Below are 21246 nucleotides of genomic sequence, written 5' to 3' on the forward strand. Positions count from 1 at the left end.
GTAGCACCTGCACAATCTGGCAACAGACCCGCATTGAAGAGCGGTCAGCAACTCCAACATAGTGATCTACTTACAAAAGAAATAGACCCATACCTTGGGGAAGGCGGTCTATTTCTTTTTGTTTTGGTTAATTGCCATAGCTATACTAACAACTAAGCCCAGTAATGTAACAATAAATATACCGAACTGAATCATTAATGTGAGTGTATCTTTAACCTCCACAAGCATCACCTCCTTTCAAACTTGCAACATCATTAGTTACAAAAGTCTGATTACAAAGGAGATTAGCCGACCGCCTATCTCTGCTATTCTGTTGTTATTTGGAGTATATCATAATTAACGTAAAAAAGTCATATCTCTTCATAAGAGATATGACTTTTTGTTGGGTATCACTTATGAAAATAAATCAACAGCATCTTGCGGTACATATGTCTGTACACCATTATGAATTACATTTCCTTTGAGCTTCACCGTTTTGCCGTTCCAGTCTGCTGTATTTTTAAATACAGGCAAGCGTAAGGTATCATTTCCTTTGGTTACTACGACAACCGGGTTACGCGCATCCGTAGCATCCCATTTGACGGTAGCGCCTTTAGCAGCAAATGCTGTTTTGGCAGGAACAAATAATTGTTTCGATATGTTAGCAAGATCCACTTGCAATGCAGAAGCCATATAACCTGCGATGTCGCTATTTTCAACAACACCTGTTAATTGTACTCCGCCCGGTGCATACGAATACAGAGCCACTTCGCCACCTGTATGACCGCCTGTTGTCCAGCCGATATGAGCACGTTTGCTAATCATTGGACCTACAGCATAATTCATTTTACCTTTTTCTGCTGCTTTGATCGTAGCGATTTCTTCTGCTGTGAGATCAGTGATCCCGTAGTATTGTTTCATGACTGCTTTGATATTGGTACGTTTACTATTGAACTTCGATTCCAGCCCTTCTCCTGTCGCTTTCGCTTTTTTCAAAGGAGCGATAAAAGTAGACAAAGGTTCTTCATCATACGTTCCTGTTGTGCCTGCATCACCAATCGTAATTCCGCCGTTACCATGATCGGTCGCTGCAATCACGAGTGTATTCTGATCGGCTTTGGCAAATGCAAGTGCTTTGGCAACCGCATCATCAAACGCATTGACTTCACTAATAATCCCGATCGGATCATTCGCATGAGCAGCCCAATCGACTTTACTACCTTCTACCATCAAGAAGAATCCTTCTTCATTTTGGGAAAGTACTTGAATCGCTTTGTCTGTCATTTCAGCAATACTCGGTTGCTTCACAGGATCACGATCCATATCGTTTGCCATCGCTTTGTCTGCGAACATGCCCCATAATTTGCCTGACGTGGAAGCTTTCAATTCTGCTGTGTTTTTAACGATGTTGTAGCCAGAATTCGCAATCACTTTAGTCAAATCCTCACCATCTTCACGACCTGCTGGTGTAAAGTACGTCGCTCCACCTCCAAGCACCACATCCATGCCTGCATACACTTGCTGTTCGCTCAGTGCATCATAATTGCTACGATCTGGATAGTGAGCACTGAAGTCTGCTGGAGTCGCATGCATAATCTCAGAAGTAGCGATAATGCCTGTGGATTTCCCTGCCAATCGTGCGGCTTCTACAATATTAGCGACAGGCTTTTTAGCATCACCAGGTGCTAATTTGGGAAGACCCGGCATTGTATTTTGATCAGGCAATACGCCTACATAACCGGTATGTGATTTGAATCCTGTTGCAAAAGCAGTTCCTGCTGGAGCTGAATCGGCAATCGCCGCATCCGCAGAATATGTACGCACAAGTCCACTTGCCATTTCATCCAATGCTAATGCTTTGCCTCCGTTATACCAGCGAGTTAACGTAGTACCATCCATACTCATACCATCTGGAATCAGCATGATTACATTTTTGGCACGAATCTCTGGCTGTTCTTTGGTTGCTGCGCTGACAGTTCCTCCCGAAAGACCTAGCAATAATGAAACAGCCAGTGTACCTGCTGTAATCGTAACTTGAAGGTGGTTCCATTGATGTTTTTTGATCATCTTAAAAATAACAATCATCCCCTTTTTTCTTGGTCAACAGGATGATTGTAGCAATCAATTATCAATAGAAAATCTTTATTACGTGTGATTTGTGTTAAAATCAGACTCAATCATTCGCTCTATATTAAATATTTTAAATTATATGTCATTATTCAAATATACCTTATAAAACCTTTTATACAGACACTATTTACACATTATTCACGATTTTTTTGTAGGTTTCGATAGCACTTGCGCGAGATATTTTAAGATCTACAATCGCATTTTTTTGAGGTTGATGAATTTCTTTCGCAGATAAGTCATTTAACTCTGGCATCCACTCTCGAATATATTCGCCTTCTGGATCATATTTAGTCGACTGAGTCACTGGATTCACGACACGGAAATAAGGAGCCGAATTAATTCCTAATGAAGCACACCACATCCAGTTCCCTCGATTAATCACATTATCATAATCCAATAATTTACGACGGAAATATTGCTCTCCCAGTGTAAACGGACATTGTAGATTTTTGGTCAAAAACATACCTGATAAAATTCGCAAACGGTTGTGTATCCGACCTGTTTCATTTAACTGTCTCATCGAAGCATCAATAACTGGAATACCCGTCTTCCCTTTGTACCATGCTTCAAAGTGCTGATCGGTTAATTCAGATAGATCATACTTGTGTTCATATTTGAAATAATGCTCATCATAGATCGCCTGATACAAATAGAAATCACGGAACGAAATCTGGCGTACCCATTCTTCATGCCCTTGTGCTCGTAGCGCATCATCCAACATCTGCCGAATCGATATTGCCCCGATGGTCACATGCGGATTCAGGTCACTGGACGGATCAATACTGTAATAGTCCCGTTCTTCGCCATAATTCACCATTTTGCTTTTGATAAACGTCTGCAAGATCGGTTCAGGATCTTCGGCTGGCTCATACTCTTCCAATGCAAAAGGCAACTCAAATTCTGCCGGTAATGTGAGTTCAGCACGAGAGACATTTAAGTCTTTGAGACTGATACTCGACGCATGATTCGGATGCTGATCGAGAAAGTCTAACCATTTGCGGTGAAAAGGAGCAAATACTTTATAAAAGCCATCTTTGCCTGTAAAATCAGTAAACTGCTCGACATCGATTAACATATGATCCACCAATAAAGTAAACGCAACATTGGCTTGATCTGCGACGGCTTTTAATTTGCGATCACGGTCTTTAGCATACGGAGTAAAATCGCGGTGGGTCACCACTTCGTCAATATCGAACTTATTCAACACATGCTCCAATACCACTTCAGGCTGTCCATAAACGATATGTAGTGTTTTATGCTGACTTTGATACAACTTCTGCAAACGATGGACATGACGAAGAAAATTAACCCCACTATGCTCTTTTTCTCTTCCTTTTCGCAATAAAAAAGGATCGATAATGAGTAGATGTACACTTTGTGCTTCAGCTTCATGAATATAATTAAATCCGACCAAATCGTGTATACGCAGGTCTTTGCGATGAATAAATAATTTCAAAAGGAATTCCTCCTATAATGTACTTCTGCTACTCTTTATTAGGCATTACCCTTTTGGCGTACTTTCATTCATGCGATCAAGGATTTCAGACAACGTCATATCTGTCATCGATACCAATCGTAGATCATGATGTTCAAAGGGTAAAAATGAAGTCACTGGATTGGGCACAATCGTACAGCGTAATCCAGCTGCTTTGGCTGCGGTTAATCCATTTAACGAATCTTCAAAAGCCAGTGCTTCAGCAGGTGCAATACCCATAGCTGTTACCACTTGTGTATACAATTCAGGATCAGGCTTCACCCGGGTCACATCATCACTGGTGCGAATCACTTGAAAATAATCGACCAATCCCAATCTTGTCAAAAAGCGTTCGATCCATGCTCGATTGGAACTGGTAGCAAGCCCTATGTTCAATCCCAATTGCTGTGCTTCTTCTAAATATTCTTTTACCCCTGCACGAGCTTCCAAATTCTCCATCTTCTGTTGATGCAAAAGACCTACTGCTTTGTCGATTTCTACTGAAATGCCCGGTTGCTTCAACGTTAGATCGATATAATCAAGAAACTCTGTGCCATGCGTGCCGATACTTGGAGCGAATTGTTCTAACGCAAGCTCCATCTTATAGCCGCGAAGCACCTCCTGATAACATTCAAACCATACACTTTCTGTATCCAAAATCAATCCATCAAAATCAAACACTACGGCTTTAATCATCTGTTCTTCCTCCTTGAGTATACGTATCTATTTTTATCTATACACACAACGTTTTTGTTGGTCAATTGTGCTATAAGGGCATGCTCTTTTGTTCTTAAACATTTTGTCTGTTGGTGTAATCTTTTGTCAAACGATTTGTAGCGATTGTTTAAATGGTAATGCTGTCGGGTAATGTTAACTATCAGCGAGTTCGAGCTAAAGCATAGACGACTTGTTGATCATTTAAAAATCATTCCTTTATATTAAATACAAATTCATTCTATTTGAACAGGAGATGTTAATGATGAGTAACGATAACGGTTTGGGCGATAAAGTAAAAGGTGCAGTATCTAAAGCTAAAGGCGAAGTGAAAGATCAAGTAGGTAATGCTACAAATAACTCTTCTCTACAAGCTGAAGGTAAAGTAGATAAAGCTAAAGGCGCAGTACAACAAAAAGTCGGCGAAGCAAAAGACGATCATAACCGCCACTAAGATTATTTTTTAGAACAATCCCCTATAGCATATACATGAACAAATACATTTTTATATAAAAACTCACCCCATTTCATATGAGGTGAGTTTTTTTGTTGATCTTTAATTGGTCTTATTCGTTCTCTTTTACAAAGGTGCCCGAGTCCATCACAATCACATGTGTAGAAGCATCTACATCTTGATCATCATATACGGTATGAATCGTATCCGCCGATGGAAGCGGATGATCAGCATCTACTCGATAAAACACACCATATTCGTTATAGATTGTACCTACACGGTTTTGAAGTTCTTGCATTTGTGAAGAACTAACTACTTGTGGGTCTTTAAAATCATTAGTGCTTGCAAAGCTATGAACAGCCACTCCAGCCGTCAAAACCACTATACTTGCTACAGCAATACAACTCAGTTTCTTGATTGCAATCATCAATAGATCACCAACTTTCTTGATATGTACTTTCTAAATTTAACATTTATTAGAAAATAATCAAATAATTTAAAAATTAACTGTCGTTTCATAATAAGATTTTTACGATTTTTCTTTACGATCTAAAAGTAAAAGAAGCACAAATACAACTAAAGCAATCAAAACAAAATACATATTTTCAATCCAATCCATTTTACTTAACGTACCTGTAAAAAAGCGATACAGCACAATCAAAATACCTGATACAACCATAGACAAAAATAAAGCTTACGATCTTTTTTTTCATAAATAACGTTTGCATCCATATTGTTATATTACGATCTGATTGTTATGATTGGATGCCCTTTCTTCTAGTTTCTTGAAGTGTTCATTCTAAACTTATCGCTTATGTAAATCAAATACCTGAATAAACAAAAAAGACCCGGGAATCCGAGTCTTTTTTTGTTTCTATCTATATTGAAGTTCTTATTTAACCCATTGTACGATTTCGTCTAAGCCTCTTCTTGCTTTAGGACGCAATTCTTTTTCGGTACGGTAACCGAAAGCAGCCATTACACTGACGCCGTATTCGCCGTTACCCATTAGACCTGCATTGCTCAAAATTTGTTCTACCGCTTCTTTTTGGAAGCCTTCGATCGGGCAAGAATCGATACCGATCTCTGCCGCAGCTGTCATCATATTACCTAGTGCAATATAGGTTTGTTTGGAAGCCCAGTCAAATAAAGCACGTTCGCTTTCAAGCAAGTTCAAGTCTCTTTCTTGGAACTCTTTATAACGAGGAAGAATCGTCTCGAACATTTCTGCTGGCATTTGCTTCACTTCGATCATTTGATCACGCAAATAAGCTGAATCATAACGAACATCGTTACGTGCCAAAATGACAACAAAGTGACTTGCTGTTGGTAATTGACCTTGTGCACCCCAAGTAAATTCACGCAATTGCTCACGTAATTCTTGGTTTTGGATCACAAGGAATTTCCACGGCTCTGAACCGACAGAACTTGGTGATAGGCGACCTGTTTCCAAAATAAACTCAAAATCATCTTCTGAAATTTTTTGTTCAGGATCAAATGCTTTTGTCGCATGTCTTGCTTCATATGCTTGTAGAATCTCTTGTTTGCGTTGTTCTTTATTCATGGATATCTCTCCCCTATGGATGTTATTGATTATCTATAATAATATGCACGTTATATAACATACTTACTTTTAAATACCAAAGATAGTATACCGTTTATATGCGTTGTAGTCAATTGGATCACATTCAATTTGTAACGATTGGTTTAATATATACATAAGCTTGTTATTCTACAAGTCAGATGATACTTCAAGGAGATGACTTATGAATACATATCCAACAACCGTCCCTCGTACGATTGCACGCTATATCTTTGCACTCTTTTTTATTGGAGCTTGTGTGGCTCACTTTATAGAAGTGGATGGATTTGCTAAGCTATTACCTGAATTTGTACCTTTCAAAAATGCACTGATCATCCTGACAGGAGTGATCGAATTAGCGTTAGCGATTATGATTCTTATTCCAGCTTGGCGCAGACGTGCAGGAATATGGACAGCTTGGTATCTAGTGCTTATTTTTCCTGCGAATATTTATGCTGCTTTTTACCAGATTCCAGCACCAGGACAAGCGTATACCGATCCAGCCGCTTTATGGATTCGACTGATTTTTCAACCGTTGATGATCTGGTGGATTCTATGGTGTACCCGTCCACCTAAACCGCGTACAGATTGAGAAATAGCTGCCCAGAAATGTATGATTAGAATTCATTATCACTTGTATATTCTCTATAAATACCATAAGAAAAAGCACAGGTCACTTGATGATCCCTGTGCTTTTTTTATTTATACATACGCATGAACTTTAGGATTATATTCTTCATAGGCAGTCTGTAATTGATGTAATGTCAACGCACTATCCTCGATAATCGCTTTACGCTTTGCTTTGAGTACAATCTGTTCAATATCTGCAAAGCTACAACCACTGAGTATCGTAGATGCTGTATGTTCTAACGTACCGCTTGTGGCAAACGAACCGATTAGCAATTGAATATAATGCTGACGATCTTGATCGGAAGGCATAGCATAATCCATCTTCGTATCAAAACGACGCCAGACCGCATGATCCAATTCATCGGCTAGATTGGTAGCCGCTACTAAAATACTTTCACCTTCAAACTCATCCATACATTGCAATAATGTATTCACAACCCGTGACATCTCTTTCACTTCATCATTATTATCGCGTGTACGAGCAATCGCATCGAATTCATCTAAAAAAAGCACGCATGGAGAAAGACGTGCAAAATCAAATATTTTGCGAATATTAGAAGCGGTTTCTCCTAGATGACTATGAATAATGGTATCCAGACGAACCAGTACCAGTGGCAATTGCAGACGTTCTGCGATGTAAAAAGCAGTCAGCGTTTTGCCTGTTCCGGGTGGGCCAGACATTACTAATTTGTTAGGCATAGGTACATCTTGTTCAATAAACTTTTCTTTCATATCCAAAATCATCATAAACTCATCTATAATACGTTGATTGCATTCATTCAAAACGATATGTCTTACTTTACGAGCACATTCTTTAGGCATATATACGGTAGCCATATCTGTTCCTTTTGCTTTGGGCAGACGGCTGTTATTTTTGTTTGTTTTATTCATACAATCAACAACTCCTTGCTCCACTTTATTAATAGTAATGATTACTATTAAATAGTTTAACAAGTTTTTGTCCGAAGAACCAGTCTTTTCTTTATTTTCACAAAATCTCTTTGGTTTTTACAATCGTATATTTGCCTGATTGGTTGGTAGCGAACTGTATTCCTTTAGATGTAGCAGTATAGTCCGTTATTTTACCTTTTAGATACTTGTGGGTTCCATCTGGATATTCTGCATAGATTGCTAGATGACTAAGCTCTGATTTGGAAAGTTTCTCTTTCGGCAATGGAAGAACAATCCACACATCTTGTGATTGGTCCCATTCGGAGACGACAAATTCCAAAGACTTACTAAGTGCACCTTGAGGCGCAACTTTCTTCTCGTCGGTACCCAAACTGATCGTGACATCTTCTTTGTCCGATTGTAAAGATGCACTAGGCATCGTCATTCTACCGTGCCAGGCTTGAATACTAATACCCAGTTGTGAATTAGCAAACAATTGTTGTGCACGAGCTGTAAATGTTAATTCAAGCTGTGCAGCAGGTGGCATTTCAGGAGGAGCTGGCATACTCAAGTACGCCATATTTCCTGTATCTCGGCGCAACATATCCACCGTTAGAGCGGCTTCTTTGACATCGATTTTGGCTGTATCTTGCATAGAGGTATTTCCATTGATTTGGCGTTTGACTTGCATGCTAACGGGATGACCTTTTTGATCGGTATGCATCAATGTTTCTGATACAATTGTTGCGACAATCGATTCATAGGGAGAAGTTTCTACCGCCTTATCTTCAGGCATAATATCGGTTGCGCTAGGAGATTCTGTAGGAATCGTAACAACAGGTTCTGATTTATATTCATCTTGAACTTCTGTAAGATTGCCAGATTCATCGGTATTAAGCATCGCATATGCTATATTATCCTGTTGTGGGTCTGTAGAATGTGAGTGTACAGGAAGAAAAGAAGTCGTTGTAATGGCTACAATTGATATGGAAGCCACGATAGCTGTAGGCGTAGAAATCGTTCTTTTGAGTTTTTGGAAAAGTAATTGCACCTTCATACCGTTGACCTCCTTGAGAGATGATACTTTATACTACGTACAAATGTTTAATATTGATTACATTATAATCTATTTTTCCAAATATATCCTTATGATTTCTACTTTTAGTAAATACTTCCTATTCCTAATCTTGCATATTATACTTCCTATTTGCTTGATATGACTCTATTTTGAAGGCGAAATTTGACTCATAATTCCCATTTAGTGTTTAATTTAACTGGGAACGGGTAAATACAAAGGAACTCTCTTTGAGGAGGTACAAACTAATGGGATTTATGGAAAATTGGAAAGCACTTCAGAAGTACTCTGCTCATGCAGCAGAACGGTTTTTGACCATCTATCTGAACACCGAACCAACTGCCAACACCCAGCCGGAATGGAAGCTACACCTCAAGAACGGTTTTAAGAAGCTTGCTGAATACACTGAAGCCGGTGACGAACGTAGACATTTAGACAGCTTACTTGCTCTACAGTCCAAAGTCGAAGAACGCGTAGAAAACAGTCGGAACGATATGAAAAAAGGTCTGATTATCGTAGCGGATTCATCAGGTGGATTATTCTTTTGTGAAAAAGTACAGGTTGGATTATCCAATGCGTTCTATTACGAAGCTGAACCACGATTGGAAGAATTGCATGCGATCACTTCCAAATGCCCTGCTGCTGGAATCGTGCAATTAAGCAGTGATTCAGTGACTATTATTGACAGCTTACTTTGTGAGATTAACAATGAGTATTACTTTGAATGGGATATTGTTAATGATGAGTGGCGTGAACGTCCAAGTCAGAGCACAAGTGATCTGAAGTCAACGGTGAACAAACAGCGGGAAGATTACAAAGAACGTTGGGAAGTCGATCAAGCTCGTTGGGTCAAACGTTTAACTCCTATTATCGAACGTATGGCACAGGAAAAACAGTGGCAAGAAATTATTCTAAGTGGTGAAAAAGCTGCTGCTTCTCATGTCAAAGAAGCTCTTCATACTACAACGTCTATTCATATTGTTCCCAAAAACTTAAATAATATGAAGTCGCGTGAAGTGTTACAAGAAGCTTATGCCGTGCTTCAATCCTAATATAACAATCTGTTAATAAGATATGTGATAGTGAAAATAACAGCCCTCTATTTGGTGGTTTGTAAGCCGTCGATAGAGGGCTTTTTTAGTAAATAAAAATAGGAACATTTGTTCTAATTTAAATTTTGTGGTATGGTGGATTTAACAGTTGGATTTCGTATACACTTAAAAGATACTTCATCTTTTAACAACGTAGATATAACGTTTATCTATTGTGTATATATATGACGATCCAGAGCAAGGAGGAAATACACTTATGCGTATCTATGTTACTGTCAAAAGTCTTGGTAAACGCAAAAATGCGCTGACACGCGAACCTTTGGATATCCCTGTTGCTCCGGCTACCTTACGTGATTTTCTAACCGAAGTGGTCAAAGAAAATGTACGTGCATTTACCGAGCGCCAACAGCATTCTTCACTACTCTCCTACTTAACACCTGATCAAGTTAATGAACAAGGAGAAGCCGGCAAAGTAGGCTTTGGAGTTATACACGATGATCGTACACCCGATGAATCTACGGCGATTGAAGCGGCTTTATTGGCTTTTGAAGATGGATTGTACAAAGTATTTATTCGGGAACAGGAAATCGATCATCTGGATGATGCAGTTCATTTGACTGATGGAGATGATGTGGCTTTTATCCGTTTTACAATGCTTGCAGGAAGCCAATGGTAAGAAAGGGGATTACAAATCATGAGTGAACGCAATTATTATGATGAATATCTTGAACATTTGAAGAAGAGGACTGCTGAACTGACAGAACAACAGCAGCAGATCGCTCAGTATTGTGTACATCTCTATGAGCATACTTATATCACGAACAGTGACGATGAAGTGGATCAACTGAAGCAGATATTAGGGGTAAAAACCGATACCAAGTCGGTATCTTTTGAACCTTTGATTGAAGTTGTGGAACGTTTATCCGATAAAGCTACTGCTGATCTTTTCCGCTATGTGACAGAACATGCAACCGAGTACCCGTATAGTGTTGGTTATACTCGCCGTCCTTATCGCACATCCGATATTTCTTTACATATAGCACCAATCTTATCTCAATTAATCTCTCTCTTTTTCCTAAATGCGTATGAATTTGATCTGCATACGTATTTGACTGAACGTGATTATCCGCTCAGCAAAGATTACCGGGTACAAAAAGAAGCGATTGCTATTCATATCGCTTACGCATGGGATCATGATCAACCTGAAGTGAAAAAAGCTTTGCATGAGATCATTTATGGAGACAATCAGACGGCTCTATTCGATCGCTCAATGATTGAAGGGATGCTGATGAGTCATCAACCGGAAGCATACAACATGATCAGCGAATTGCTGATAGCCGCTCGTCTGCAAGAAGGTCTACGTCAAAGTATTGTCGAGCAACTGGACGAAGGTACTTTGGAAGCCACAATGACTTTACTGCGTACTATTATTGAAAATGATCTCATTCGTTATAGTTCTATCGTGCGTGCATTAGGCACATGGACAGGTATTAATCTGGAAGCGACCAATCCACGCCTATCCAAGCAACTCATCACACAAGCGTATGAAGCATTAACAGACAGCTCCGTACGAGAAGAATGGTTAAGCAGTGAGAATGCTAATCATATCTATATAAGCCTGTGGGCAACTGCTGTGCATGAAGAGCAAGATGTCTATGAACGGATTCAACATCTAATGGATACAGGAGCACGTTATCAGAAGATTGTAGCGCTTTATGTCCTTCGTAATAGTCAAAATAAAGATTTGCGTCTACGTATTGCACAACCTCATCTGGCAGAAGAGGATGATGAAATCCGCTATTGGGTACTTGTGAACTACGATTATGAATGCTACTACTCATGGGAAACGATACACGATATGGCAGCACTTCAACTGGTAGTTCCTCGCACTCCTTTGTTAGAAGATAAACAGGTACGTAGACAAGACTTTGAACATTTCCGCAATCTATTTTCAAGTCTGAATGGACGTGAGATTTCATTCCAGTCGAGCGTGCTTGATTTTGTACAGGTGAGCTATTCTGCTGATCTGCCTATCAAAAAAATGCTGTATCTAGCTGCATATGATATGGATGAACAATGGATCAGTGAAATTTTACAGTTAAAAGATAAATTAAGCCCTGATCTACGTGGAACCATACTACAACATTATCTTTCAAATACAGATATGCCGGAACAACGACAGTTTGTATTTGCTTCACTGTCAGATAAAAGTATGTCTAATCGTGAATTAGCTCTGAAACAAGCTAATAAGCTTATATTGAACGATACGGAATTACAAGATATCGAAAATCTACTCAAACTCAAAACAGGTTCATTGCGTCAAGGTGCGATTCAATTGCTTCTTAATCAACCTGTTGATTCACTAGACACTACAGTTCATCGTTTAATACAAAGTAAAAGCGAATTGCAACGTTTGGCTGGCTTAGAAACGATCAGTGAATTACAAAGCAAACCTGAACGGTCTGAACAGTATGAACGTTTATTACCGTTGCTAGATACCATAGCCAAGCCAACTGCCAAAGAACAAGTCTTGATTGATAAATTAGGATCAACTGATAAATACAATGAAAACAATGGATTTGGATTATTTGATCCTCGAATGATGGATGAATGGTTAAAAGAAAAACCAGCACATCCAGATTTCCTATTGCAACGTGATGTATTTACAATTGAACTGAAGCGCATCACCGATTTTCTACAAGGATTAAACGATCTAATACATGAACATCGAGATCATGAATATACAGTCGAATACTATAGTGGTTATAAAGAAACGCTGTTAATTGGTAATCGACTCAGGGGGAATTGGCAAAATCCGAATGCAGATAGTAAGACTCTGCAAATAGAGCAATATCCTTTGCCTGAAGTGTGGCAACACTATTTACAACAAAGCGATCTTCCGGTTGAAGGAATGATACAGTTGTATCTGTATACCCAATCCGAAATGTATGATCAAACTTTAGATGATCTATACAGCTATTTTATCGATCAAATGGATTATATGGAGCTCGGAAAACATAGATTGTTAGAAGGTTGGCGAAAAACATTTATCGAGTCTATTTATCCGTTAGAACAAATCTTAGAAATACAGACATTCTACCAAACACTTCCATATCGTCAGCAATTAGATGAGCTGATTCATCGCCAACAATTGGATGAGCTGATCCGAGCTTATTTGGAAGATAGTGATAAACAGGCTACTTTCGCTATGGTTCGGGATGCGCTGATTACAATGATCTATACATTCCCACAAGAAAAGTTAAAAGAAGAAAGTGGTCTCTTTAAATTTTTGATTTCACCGTGGCGTTCGTTAGTGCGCAGTCGTCTCTACGATCAAGAATCGTCCATGCAAATGTTCCATATCTTTTATACATTGGAATTTTATTATGGTCAGGATGGTCTACTGGGCACAACGGATTATGCACGTGCTTATGAGTGGGGCAAAATCAGCGATAATGAAATCTATTCCAAAATTATGAGCAGTGATCTCAGTCGCCAGTTTATTCGGGAATTAACATCTCAGAATATTCGATATGCTACTCATATTAATGTAAAAGAATATCCTAAAATGATTCCGATTCGTGATACTGTGCTTGCTCGCATTTTGGAAATTGAACTTAGTCGTGGAGAACTGGTTACTGAAGTGACTTCACTGGCGATGAATATTGAACGTGTAGAAGGCACTGATGTATTTGTACGTATTCTTTCGAATCTGCAAAAAGAAACGTTTGTACGCGGATATATTTACGGGTATGGCAATAGTATTACGAAGAAAGAAACATTCAGTTATTTGCTCAAAAACACGTATCCTTTAGAAGGAGAAGATGAGCACAAATTAGAATCGTTACTTCAGCAATATCCGATAGATGACAAGAAATTATTAGAAGCAGCGATGTATGCTCCGCAATGGATCGAAATCATCGCCAAACATCTAGGTTGGAAAGGTCTACGTAGTGCAGCATGGTATTTCCATGCCCATATTAATGAGACTTTCTCAGCGGAAAAAGAAACGATTGTAGCACATTATTCACCGATCTCTCCACAAGAGTTCAATGATGGTGCGTTCGATATCGTCTGGTTCCGTCAAGCCTATGATGAATTAGGTACAGAACGATTTGATATCTTATATGAGTGTGCTAAATATATCTCAGCAGGCTCGAATCATCGTCGCAGTCAATTATTCGCCGATGCGGTACTTGGTAAGCTTGATCTAGCATCGATTCAACAGTCTGTAGCAGATAAGCGTAACAAAGATCAGTTGCTTGCTTATAGCTTGATTCCACTGGCTTCAGGTACCAAGCGTGATGCTGATATTCGTCAGCGGTATGAATTTATTCAATTGTTCCTCAAGCAAAGTAAAACGTTCGGTGCACAGCGTCGTGCTAGTGAAGGCGCGGTCTCGGCAATCGCACTGGATAACCTGGCTCGTAATGCTGGTTATACCGATGTCACCCGTCTGCAATGGGATATGGAATCACGCAAGTTAGATGATTTACTGGCTTATTTTGAACCACACGCGATTGAAGAAGGTCTGAACGTCTCGCTAGTGATTGATCATGAAGGGCAGACTAGCTTAACAGCGATCAAGCAAGCGAAACCACTCAAATCGGTTCCAGCACGTCTGAATAAAAATGAATATATTATTCGTCTGAAAGAAGTAAAATCCGAACTAACCGATCAATATCGTCGTGCCCGTCAGGAATTGGAACGTTCGATGACCAACAGCACTACTTTTACAGCAGATGAATTGATCAAATTATCACATAATCCTGTTCTTGCTCCACTGGTCAATACATTGGTATTACAGGCAGATCAAGCACTCGGTTATCTTGATGGGGAAGCTAGTCTGTTGCGCAGTCCAGACGGTACCGAGCATCCTTTGCAATTAGAAGATCAAGTGATTATTGCTCACCCTGTCCATCTGTATGAAAGTGGGCAATGGAGTCTGTATCAACGGGATCTATTTGAGCGTCAGCAACGTCAACCGTTCAAGCAAGTATTCCGTGAATTGTATCTACCTAACGAAGATGAACGTGCTAGTGGTAACCTTTCTCGTCGTTATGCTGGATACCAGATTCAACCGAACAAAGCGGTCGCTTTACTACGTGGAAGAGGTTGGACTGTCAGTTACGAAGAAGGCTTGCAGAAAGTCTATTACAAAGAAAATATTATTGCCAATCTCTATGCGCTAGCAGATTGGTTCTCCCCTGCGGATACAGAAGCACCTACACTGGAAACGGTACAATTTTATAATCGTTCTAACTATGAACGGTTGCCTTTTGATCAAGTATCTCCACTGATTTTCTCTGAAATCATGCGTGATGTGGATCTGGTGGTCAGTGTAGCTCATGTAGGTGGTGTTGATCCTGAAAGTAGCTTAACCACGATCGAAATGCGTCGTGTGATTGTGGAAGAATCGTTACGTCTACTTCATATCGACAATGTAAAAGTAGAAGGCAATCATGCTCGTATTGAAGGAAGTTTAGGGAATTACAGTGTGCATCTAGGTAGTGCCATCGTGTATCAACAAGCCGCTAGTGCTCTGCATATTATCCCTGTCCATTCTCAGCATCGTGGACGATTATTTTTACCATTTATGGATGAAGATCCGAGAACAGCAGAGATTTTATCTAAAATCGTTATGCTTGCTCAAGATCACAAGATCAAAGATCCACAGATTCTAGCACAACTCAAACCGCAATAAATATCAAAAATAACCCCTATCTTCTTGAGATATTTCCAAGAAAGCTAGGGGTTATTTTTGTATGTTCTCGTGTTTGTTACAGATCCATCTCGTGCCAGACCATAACAGCGGCTCCAGTAGCTACTGCATTTTCTTCTAACAATCCTTTTGAAAATACAGGTCGATAGCTATTGGAGTAATAGATATTCTGCTCAGCGACCGCAATCGCTGTATTGTAGAACAGATCATGTGAATTGATCAGCACACCACCCAGAATAATCTTTTCCGGATGCAGAATATTGATTAGATTCGCTAATCCAATTCCCATATACGCCGCTGATTGAGCAAAGATTTCTTTGATATGATCATTGCCTGTTTCTAACGACTGCACTAATGTTGTGAAATTAATTGCTTCTGGCTTCACGGCGACCTGACTGTCCCACACAGAACGCCCCATTTTGCTACGAGCACGGACTTGTTGTTCTAATGCTTGTACGGATGCAAAAGCTTCTAAAGCTCCATAATTACCTGTTCCATGAAGCCGTGGTCCATCCGTCTGGATAATCATTTGTCCGATCGAACCTTCCATATCGACTGCTCCATGCACCACGTGTCCATTAGACATCATTGCAGACCGTAGACCTGTACCAACATGCACATACAACATATGTTGGATATGTTCATCACGCACCATCCAGTGCTCGCCTGTAAGTGCGGTGTTCGCTCCATTTTCAAGCGTAACTGATAAGCCTGTCGCTTCTTCTAACCAGCGTCGTAGTGGAATGTCTTTCCAACCCGGTGCTGCAAAGTAAAGCGGATTAAGTATTTTTCCTTGCTCACGACTAAGAGGTCCTACTGCACCTACACCCATTCCGATCACCAAGTTATGGGCTATGCCTTGCTCAGATAACATCTGTTCTACTTGTTGCTGTACATGCTGGACTAATCGCTCAGGTGTCATGCTCTCATCCATAGACCAGCGCACCATCGCTAACGGTTGCATCCGCATATCATAAAGCCCCAATACGGAATAAATACGTGAAATATCTAAGCCAAAAATATAGCGAAAATTCGCATTGATCCGATACAAAATCGGTCGTCTTCCACCTGTCGATTGACCGAATCCAGACTCCATAATCCAGCCTTCATTGGTCATTTCTTCAAGCAGACGAGTAAGGCTACTGCTAGTCATCTGAAATTCATTCATAATTTCTGCTTTGGATATATCGTCCTGCATCGCAATTCGGTCATAGACTGCTTTTTTGATGGAGGTTACGCCTTTGATATGCTTACCCATAATATCCCACCGTTTTCCCTACAATTCTGATCGGAATTGTTTTTTCACCTATTATATATGGTTTTTACAGGGAATGCTATGTATTTGTTGCATCAATATAGAGAAATACAATCACAAAAAACCTCTTCCCTATGATTAGGAAAAAGGTTTTTTGTGATTGTACAGATGATTGAATCTATCTATAGATTTTCATACATCTATTTTATTTGAAAAGAATATTACTTCGCTTCGCCTACTACACTAAAGCGTTGGTTCACATGTGCAGCTTGCTCTGCTTCGTCTACGATTGCAATCGCATAATCAGCATAGCTAATGTAGCTGTTGCCTTCATTATTAACGATCATTTTTTCTTGACCGGCTGTGTATGAACCTGTACGTGGACCTGATGCATCAAAAAAGGCAGCAGGACTTAAAAATGTCCATTGGATACCGCTAGATGCTTTCAAATCATCCAAGTTTTTGCCTTGATTAGATGCGGTTGCTTTGTAAGCTTCCGGGAAGTCTGGTGTATCGATTAAGCGTACTGATTGAGCATCATCTACATACAAGCTACCTGCACCACCAACTACGATTAAACGAGTATCAGGAGCACCTTTCAAAATCTCAATCAACGATTGACCTACAGTCACATGAGATTCTTCTTGTCCTTGCGGAGCACCATATGCATTCACTACAACATCATAGCCTTTGATATCTTCTGTTGTTAGATCCAATACTTCTTTTTCAACTACATTCACTTTATCTTGTTGTACTTTAGAAGCGTTACGGACGATTGCTGTTACTTCGTGTCCTCTGCTCAAAGCCTCTTCAACGATCAATGATCCTGCTTTACCTGTTGCACCAATAACTGCGATTTTCATATCTAAAACCTCCATTTAATGTGTATGATTCGACGAAATACGTACTTGCTATATGTGTAGCTATCAAGCTGTAATATGCATTACCCTTACATGTAACAATTATAGTTACAGGTTGCGATAATGTCAACTGTTATGGTCGGATAAAGAAGAACCATTTATAATAAAGCATAAGTTGAACATCATTTGGGTATTCATACATGAGTACCATCAAAAGAATAGCTTTAAACAAATCAGCATCACGATTAGATCATTTTATACTCATCAAAGGAGTGGCAATAATGAAGAATATAGCGTGGATCGGCACAGGTCATATGGGCTTGCCTATGGCTCACAATTTGCTCAAAGAAGGATATAACGTACAGGTATACAATCGTACAATAGAGCGTGCTCAACCTTTAGCCGAAGCAGGAGCAACACTATACGCTTCCCCTGTAGAAGCCATCGCTCAAGCAGAAGCCGTCTTTATAATGCTGACCAAAAAAGAAGCGATAGACGATGTGCTGAGCGGAGAACAAGGTATTCTGAGTCAGCTTCGCGCAGGTACGTATGTGATCAATATGAGCACGATCAGCCCAGAAGAAGCAAAAGAATTTGCCGAGCAGATATCAGCCCAAGGAGCAATCTATGTCGATGCTCCGGTATCTGGTTCTGTTGCGCCAGCAGAGCAAGGCACTCTCGTTATTCTCGCAGGCGGTCAGACGGCAGAGATCGAAGCTTGCCAACCGTTTTTTGATATTTTAGGGAAGAAAACGATCCATTTCGGTGAAGTGGGTAACGGTAGTGCTGCCAAATTATCGATCAATTTATTGCTAGGTATCTCTACACAAGCGATTGCAGAATCGTTATTAATCGCTGAACGTTCTGGATTACAACGCGAACAAGTATTAGAAATGTTCGGTGAATCTGCTGTAGCAACTCCGCTATTAGCGGGTAAAAAAGAGATGTTTATCCATAACGAATTCCCTGCGGCATTTATGTTAAGTCTAATTTCCAAAGACTTGGGCTTACTCACTACTGAAGCGAAGCGGTTAAACCTACAATTGCCACTTGCAGAAGCCGCTGATCGCACGTATCGTGAAGCGAATAATAATGGTAAAGGTGAACTCGATCTAGCTGCTATCTGGCTTGAATTGCAAGAACGCCATCCGAAATCGGAATAAATTTGCGTTATACATGATATATGTAAAAACACCTTTCGTTGAAAAACAGGTATGAAAATACCAGTAAATCAATGCTGAGGTGTTTTTTTTCTATGGCTACAATATTCGGTTATAAACGAGTAGCTGAAACAAAGGATATCTTGCTGGATTGGAATTTCGAAAACGATGTAAGCTACATCATCTTATTGTTGGAGCCAAAGGAGTAATAAGTAAAAGAGCGCTTATTTTCGTTTATATATGAGTTATTACCAGAAGTAACAGCTGTGTTAATAGCACAACACTAAAAGGTGAAGCCGTGTTATTCACGACGAATTTCTCTTTTTATCTGTGAACGCTCTATTTGAATTATTAAATATGAGTAGAATCTATGGAGCATACCTAACAATAAAAAAGAATGCTGAGATGAGCTAAAAAATACAGAATATGGGTTTTAAAAAGAATGATTTGGGTAAAAATAAATTGCAGAGTTATCAATGATTGAGGCGAATGGGTAACCCTCTAAAACAGTAACAGAATGTTGTAGAAAATGAATCCGTTCCTGCACATTTGAATACTAAAAATCGATAACTCCATGCAAGTAGAAGTGACTCTAATGATGATAGTAGGCATCCAAAAAATGCCATTCCAAAGAACAAAGGCAAGTGAGCTCTAAGGATAAAAACTAAAATCAAATTGGAGGTTTTATTTATGTTTTTTCGCACAGGAGAACTTCAATATCATGCAAAACCGGATGCTCCAGATCCAGTCTTTGCTAAAAAAGTGCAGGAACTGATCGGCGGTCAATACGGCGAAATGTCAGTTGCCATGCAATATTTATTCCAAGGGTGGAGTACAAGAGGAAACGAAAAATATAAAGATCTGCTGATGGATACAGGAACAGAGGAATTGGGGCATATTGAAATGCTCGCAACGATGGTGGCAAGACTCCTTGAAGGGGCACCTGTTCATGAACAGGAAAAAGCTGCAAGTGATCCAATAGTTGGAGCCATCATGGGCGGCATGAATCCTCAGCACGCCATTGTTCACGGTCTAGGCGCTTCTCCAAAAGATAGCAATGGTGTTCCTTGGAACGCAGGATATATCGTAGCAAGCGGAAACTTGCTGGCTGATTTTCGTGCCAACGTTAATGCAGAATCACAAGGGCGTTTGCAGGTAGCCCGTCTCTATAGCATGACAGATGATAAAGGCGTAAAAGACTTGTTTTCATTCTTATTAGCCCGCGACACCATGCACCAAAACCAGTGGCTTGCGGCTATTAAAGAACTAGAAGCAAAAGAAGGTCCAATTGTACCTGGAACGCTTCCGCCAGAATGGGAAGCAACCGAATTTTCTCATACTCTTTATACGAATTCTGAAAGTAGCAAAGAACTGAAATGGATAAACGGGCCAGCACCAGATGGTCATGAATTTAAAATCAGCAAGCCAGAACCGTTTAGCGTGAAGCCAGAACTAAAACCGGCACCGCCACAATCTCACAATTCATTGCCTGAAGACAACCTTAAATAATTTTTTTGATAGAAAGCTCCAAAATCATGAGTAATGGTTTTGGGGCTTTCTGTTTATCTGTTATCTACTTATTGACGTGTAGCATGAGTGATGCCTTCACGAATAAAGTCGATCACCTTTTCAGCTGTACGTAATTGTCCTTCCGAGTTATGAATAATCAGATCACATGCAGATAATGCTGATTTTTCTTGATCATAACTAAGTAGCCGTTGTTCCTGTTCAGCAATACTAACTTTACGATCAAATAATCGCTTTGCCAGTTGCTCCCGATCGGCCAGTACACCAATTAACAATACACGGTCGCCCCATTTGTCTTTGACTAGCTTGGCTCCGGGTGCATCCATTACAGTTGAACGTACCTGTCCATCTTTGCCTGCATCTTCAATCGAGCTAATTGATGTTCCATATAGGTTATTGCGATATTCACTCATTTCTAACATCAATCCTTGACGAAACATGAGTTCAATCTGCTCTCTAGTCGCAAAATGGTAATCAACACCATCTTGTTCGCCCGCTCTAGGTTGGCGGGATGTCCATGTTACAATTTTGGGTACACCCAGTCTTGCTTGTAATGTGCTTTTACCTGATGCACTAGGTCCCTGAAAAACAACGATTGAAAATGACATTTCAATCCTCCTTCAACACTTACTCTTATTTTCTGTAAAATCAGTATACCAAAAGATACACCTGAGGATGTTTCTATTGTTGCAGAACTATTTATAATAAAAGAATACGTTAGAAAGATTACGAAAGGATGTT

General features: G+C 39.8%; 19 protein-coding genes. 7 read left to right on the forward strand and 12 right to left on the reverse strand.

All coding sequences use genetic code 11. The features are described from left to right. Positions 1 to 108: 108 nt before the first annotated feature. The 4 genes from PaeCFBP13512_RS23495 to PaeCFBP13512_RS14270 form a co-directional block, all read right to left on the reverse strand. Positions 109 to 222: a putative holin-like toxin gene (locus tag PaeCFBP13512_RS23495; RefSeq protein WP_241669384.1), complete on the reverse strand. Its 114-nt coding sequence runs from the start codon at positions 220 to 222 to the stop codon at positions 109 to 111. Between the two features lie 171 nt (positions 223 to 393). Further along, positions 394 to 2046 carry an alkaline phosphatase gene (locus tag PaeCFBP13512_RS14260; RefSeq protein ID WP_137223916.1) on the reverse strand — a complete coding sequence of 551 codons (1653 nt, stop codon included), beginning with the start codon at positions 2044 to 2046 and terminating at the stop codon, positions 394 to 396. 190 nt (positions 2047 to 2236) lie between these two features. Further along, on the reverse strand, positions 2237 to 3565 hold the full coding sequence (locus PaeCFBP13512_RS14265; RefSeq protein WP_137223918.1) for a cryptochrome/photolyase family protein: 1329 nt from the start codon (positions 3563 to 3565) through the stop codon (positions 2237 to 2239). Positions 3566 to 3610: 45 nt separating this feature from the next. Further along, positions 3611 to 4279: an HAD family hydrolase gene (locus tag PaeCFBP13512_RS14270; protein ID WP_137223920.1), complete on the reverse strand. Its 669-nt coding sequence runs from the start codon at positions 4277 to 4279 to the stop codon at positions 3611 to 3613. Between the two features lie 283 nt (positions 4280 to 4562). Between PaeCFBP13512_RS14270 and PaeCFBP13512_RS14275 the strand changes: the two genes are divergently transcribed. After that, complete coding sequence (locus PaeCFBP13512_RS14275; protein ID WP_069325743.1) at positions 4563 to 4751, forward strand: CsbD family protein; 189 nt, start codon at positions 4563 to 4565, stop codon at positions 4749 to 4751. 112 nt (positions 4752 to 4863) lie between these two features. Here PaeCFBP13512_RS14275 and PaeCFBP13512_RS14280 read toward each other — a convergent pair whose 3' ends face one another. The 3 genes from PaeCFBP13512_RS14280 to PaeCFBP13512_RS14285 all read right to left on the reverse strand — a co-directional run bounded on the left by PaeCFBP13512_RS14280 (position 4864) and on the right by PaeCFBP13512_RS14285 (position 6315). Further along, complete coding sequence (locus PaeCFBP13512_RS14280) at positions 4864 to 5178, reverse strand: hypothetical protein (RefSeq protein WP_137223922.1); 315 nt, start codon at positions 5176 to 5178, stop codon at positions 4864 to 4866. Between the two features lie 102 nt (positions 5179 to 5280). Beyond that, positions 5281 to 5430 (reverse strand): hypothetical protein, encoded by a 150-nt coding sequence (locus tag PaeCFBP13512_RS23240; RefSeq protein WP_161594273.1) that lies wholly within the window; start codon positions 5428 to 5430, stop codon positions 5281 to 5283. A gap of 213 nt (positions 5431 to 5643) precedes the next feature. Then, positions 5644 to 6315, reverse strand: coding sequence for an NAD(P)H-dependent oxidoreductase (locus tag PaeCFBP13512_RS14285; RefSeq protein ID WP_069325746.1), 672 nt, complete (start codon positions 6313 to 6315; stop codon positions 5644 to 5646). Positions 6316 to 6517: 202 nt separating this feature from the next. Here PaeCFBP13512_RS14285 and PaeCFBP13512_RS14290 point away from each other — a divergent pair, with 202 nt between their 5' ends. Continuing rightward, entirely contained in the window at positions 6518 to 6925 is a 408-nt protein-coding gene (locus PaeCFBP13512_RS14290) for a DoxX family protein (RefSeq protein ID WP_069325747.1), read from the forward strand. A 110-nt stretch (positions 6926 to 7035) separates the two neighbouring features. Here the strand turns inward: PaeCFBP13512_RS14290 and PaeCFBP13512_RS14295 are convergent, their stop codons facing one another. Beyond that, positions 7036 to 7854 carry an AAA family ATPase gene (locus tag PaeCFBP13512_RS14295; RefSeq protein WP_137223924.1) on the reverse strand — a complete coding sequence of 273 codons (819 nt, stop codon included), beginning with the start codon at positions 7852 to 7854 and terminating at the stop codon, positions 7036 to 7038. 97 nt (positions 7855 to 7951) lie between these two features. After that, a complete protein-coding gene (locus PaeCFBP13512_RS14300) occupies positions 7952 to 8911 on the reverse strand; it encodes a hypothetical protein (RefSeq protein WP_137223926.1) in 960 nt (319 codons plus the stop codon). 266 nt (positions 8912 to 9177) lie between these two features. On the opposite strand from PaeCFBP13512_RS14300, the gene PaeCFBP13512_RS14305 reads away from it, so the two are divergent. From PaeCFBP13512_RS14305 to PaeCFBP13512_RS14315, 3 genes are all read left to right on the forward strand, one after another. Beyond that, positions 9178 to 9981: a VLRF1 family aeRF1-type release factor gene (locus PaeCFBP13512_RS14305; protein ID WP_069325750.1), complete on the forward strand. Its 804-nt coding sequence runs from the start codon at positions 9178 to 9180 to the stop codon at positions 9979 to 9981. A 256-nt stretch (positions 9982 to 10237) separates the two neighbouring features. After that, positions 10238 to 10657 carry a hypothetical protein gene (locus tag PaeCFBP13512_RS14310; protein WP_137223928.1) on the forward strand — a complete coding sequence of 140 codons (420 nt, stop codon included), beginning with the start codon at positions 10238 to 10240 and terminating at the stop codon, positions 10655 to 10657. A gap of 18 nt (positions 10658 to 10675) precedes the next feature. Further along, positions 10676 to 15685 (forward strand): DUF4132 domain-containing protein, encoded by a 5010-nt coding sequence (locus PaeCFBP13512_RS14315; RefSeq protein WP_137223930.1) that lies wholly within the window; start codon positions 10676 to 10678, stop codon positions 15683 to 15685. A gap of 76 nt (positions 15686 to 15761) precedes the next feature. Here the strand turns inward: PaeCFBP13512_RS14315 and PaeCFBP13512_RS14320 are convergent, their stop codons facing one another. After that, entirely contained in the window at positions 15762 to 16961 is a 1200-nt protein-coding gene (locus tag PaeCFBP13512_RS14320; protein WP_137223932.1) for an ROK family protein, read from the reverse strand. A gap of 218 nt (positions 16962 to 17179) precedes the next feature. Next, entirely contained in the window at positions 17180 to 17821 is a 642-nt protein-coding gene (locus tag PaeCFBP13512_RS14325) for an NAD(P)-dependent oxidoreductase (RefSeq protein ID WP_069325754.1), read from the reverse strand. A gap of 278 nt (positions 17822 to 18099) precedes the next feature. On the opposite strand from PaeCFBP13512_RS14325, the gene PaeCFBP13512_RS14330 reads away from it, so the two are divergent. Both PaeCFBP13512_RS14330 and PaeCFBP13512_RS14335 read left to right on the forward strand, forming a co-directional pair. After that, a complete protein-coding gene (locus PaeCFBP13512_RS14330) occupies positions 18100 to 18981 on the forward strand; it encodes an NAD(P)-dependent oxidoreductase (protein WP_137223934.1) in 882 nt (293 codons plus the stop codon). A gap of 687 nt (positions 18982 to 19668) precedes the next feature. Further along, positions 19669 to 20487: a manganese catalase family protein gene (locus tag PaeCFBP13512_RS14335; protein WP_137223936.1), complete on the forward strand. Its 819-nt coding sequence runs from the start codon at positions 19669 to 19671 to the stop codon at positions 20485 to 20487. 68 nt (positions 20488 to 20555) lie between these two features. On the opposite strand, the gene PaeCFBP13512_RS14340 is transcribed toward PaeCFBP13512_RS14335, so the two are convergent. Beyond that, positions 20556 to 21113 carry a guanylate kinase gene (locus PaeCFBP13512_RS14340; RefSeq protein WP_137223938.1) on the reverse strand — a complete coding sequence of 186 codons (558 nt, stop codon included), beginning with the start codon at positions 21111 to 21113 and terminating at the stop codon, positions 20556 to 20558. Between the last annotated feature and the right edge of the window lie 133 nt (positions 21114 to 21246).

The organism is Paenibacillus sp. CFBP13512, assembly GCF_005233705.1.
GTDB classification, from domain to species: domain Bacteria; phylum Bacillota; class Bacilli; order Paenibacillales; family Paenibacillaceae; genus Saccharibacillus; species Saccharibacillus nuruki.

Excerpts from the sequence above, each read along its gene's own strand:
- PaeCFBP13512_RS14315 (WP_137223930.1), top strand. The coding sequence starts at position 10,676 with ATGAGTGAACGCAATTATTATGATGAATATCTTGAACATTTGAAGAAG.
- PaeCFBP13512_RS14280 (WP_137223922.1), bottom strand. The coding sequence starts at position 5,178 with ATGATTGCAATCAAGAAACTGAGTTGTATTGCTGTAGCAAGTATAGTG.
- PaeCFBP13512_RS14300 (WP_137223926.1), bottom strand. The coding sequence starts at position 8,911 with ATGAAGGTGCAATTACTTTTCCAAAAACTCAAAAGAACGATTTCTACG.
- PaeCFBP13512_RS14285 (WP_069325746.1), bottom strand. The coding sequence starts at position 6,315 with ATGAATAAAGAACAACGCAAACAAGAGATTCTACAAGCATATGAAGCA.
- PaeCFBP13512_RS14295 (WP_137223924.1), bottom strand. The coding sequence starts at position 7,854 with ATGAATAAAACAAACAAAAATAACAGCCGTCTGCCCAAAGCAAAAGGA.
- PaeCFBP13512_RS14320 (WP_137223932.1), bottom strand. The coding sequence starts at position 16,961 with ATGGGTAAGCATATCAAAGGCGTAACCTCCATCAAAAAAGCAGTCTAT.
- PaeCFBP13512_RS14290 (WP_069325747.1), top strand. The coding sequence starts at position 6,518 with ATGAATACATATCCAACAACCGTCCCTCGTACGATTGCACGCTATATC.
- PaeCFBP13512_RS14340 (WP_137223938.1), bottom strand. The coding sequence starts at position 21,113 with ATGTCATTTTCAATCGTTGTTTTTCAGGGACCTAGTGCATCAGGTAAA.
- PaeCFBP13512_RS14310 (WP_137223928.1), top strand. The coding sequence starts at position 10,238 with ATGCGTATCTATGTTACTGTCAAAAGTCTTGGTAAACGCAAAAATGCG.
- PaeCFBP13512_RS14305 (WP_069325750.1), top strand. The coding sequence starts at position 9,178 with ATGGGATTTATGGAAAATTGGAAAGCACTTCAGAAGTACTCTGCTCAT.
- PaeCFBP13512_RS14275 (WP_069325743.1), top strand. The coding sequence starts at position 4,563 with ATGAGTAACGATAACGGTTTGGGCGATAAAGTAAAAGGTGCAGTATCT.
- PaeCFBP13512_RS14260 (WP_137223916.1), bottom strand. The coding sequence starts at position 2,046 with ATGATCAAAAAACATCAATGGAACCACCTTCAAGTTACGATTACAGCA.
- PaeCFBP13512_RS23240 (WP_161594273.1), bottom strand. The coding sequence starts at position 5,430 with ATGGTTGTATCAGGTATTTTGATTGTGCTGTATCGCTTTTTTACAGGT.
- PaeCFBP13512_RS14335 (WP_137223936.1), top strand. The coding sequence starts at position 19,669 with ATGTTTTTTCGCACAGGAGAACTTCAATATCATGCAAAACCGGATGCT.
- PaeCFBP13512_RS14325 (WP_069325754.1), bottom strand. The coding sequence starts at position 17,821 with ATGAAAATCGCAGTTATTGGTGCAACAGGTAAAGCAGGATCATTGATC.
- PaeCFBP13512_RS14270 (WP_137223920.1), bottom strand. The coding sequence starts at position 4,279 with ATGATTAAAGCCGTAGTGTTTGATTTTGATGGATTGATTTTGGATACA.
- PaeCFBP13512_RS14330 (WP_137223934.1), top strand. The coding sequence starts at position 18,100 with ATGAAGAATATAGCGTGGATCGGCACAGGTCATATGGGCTTGCCTATG.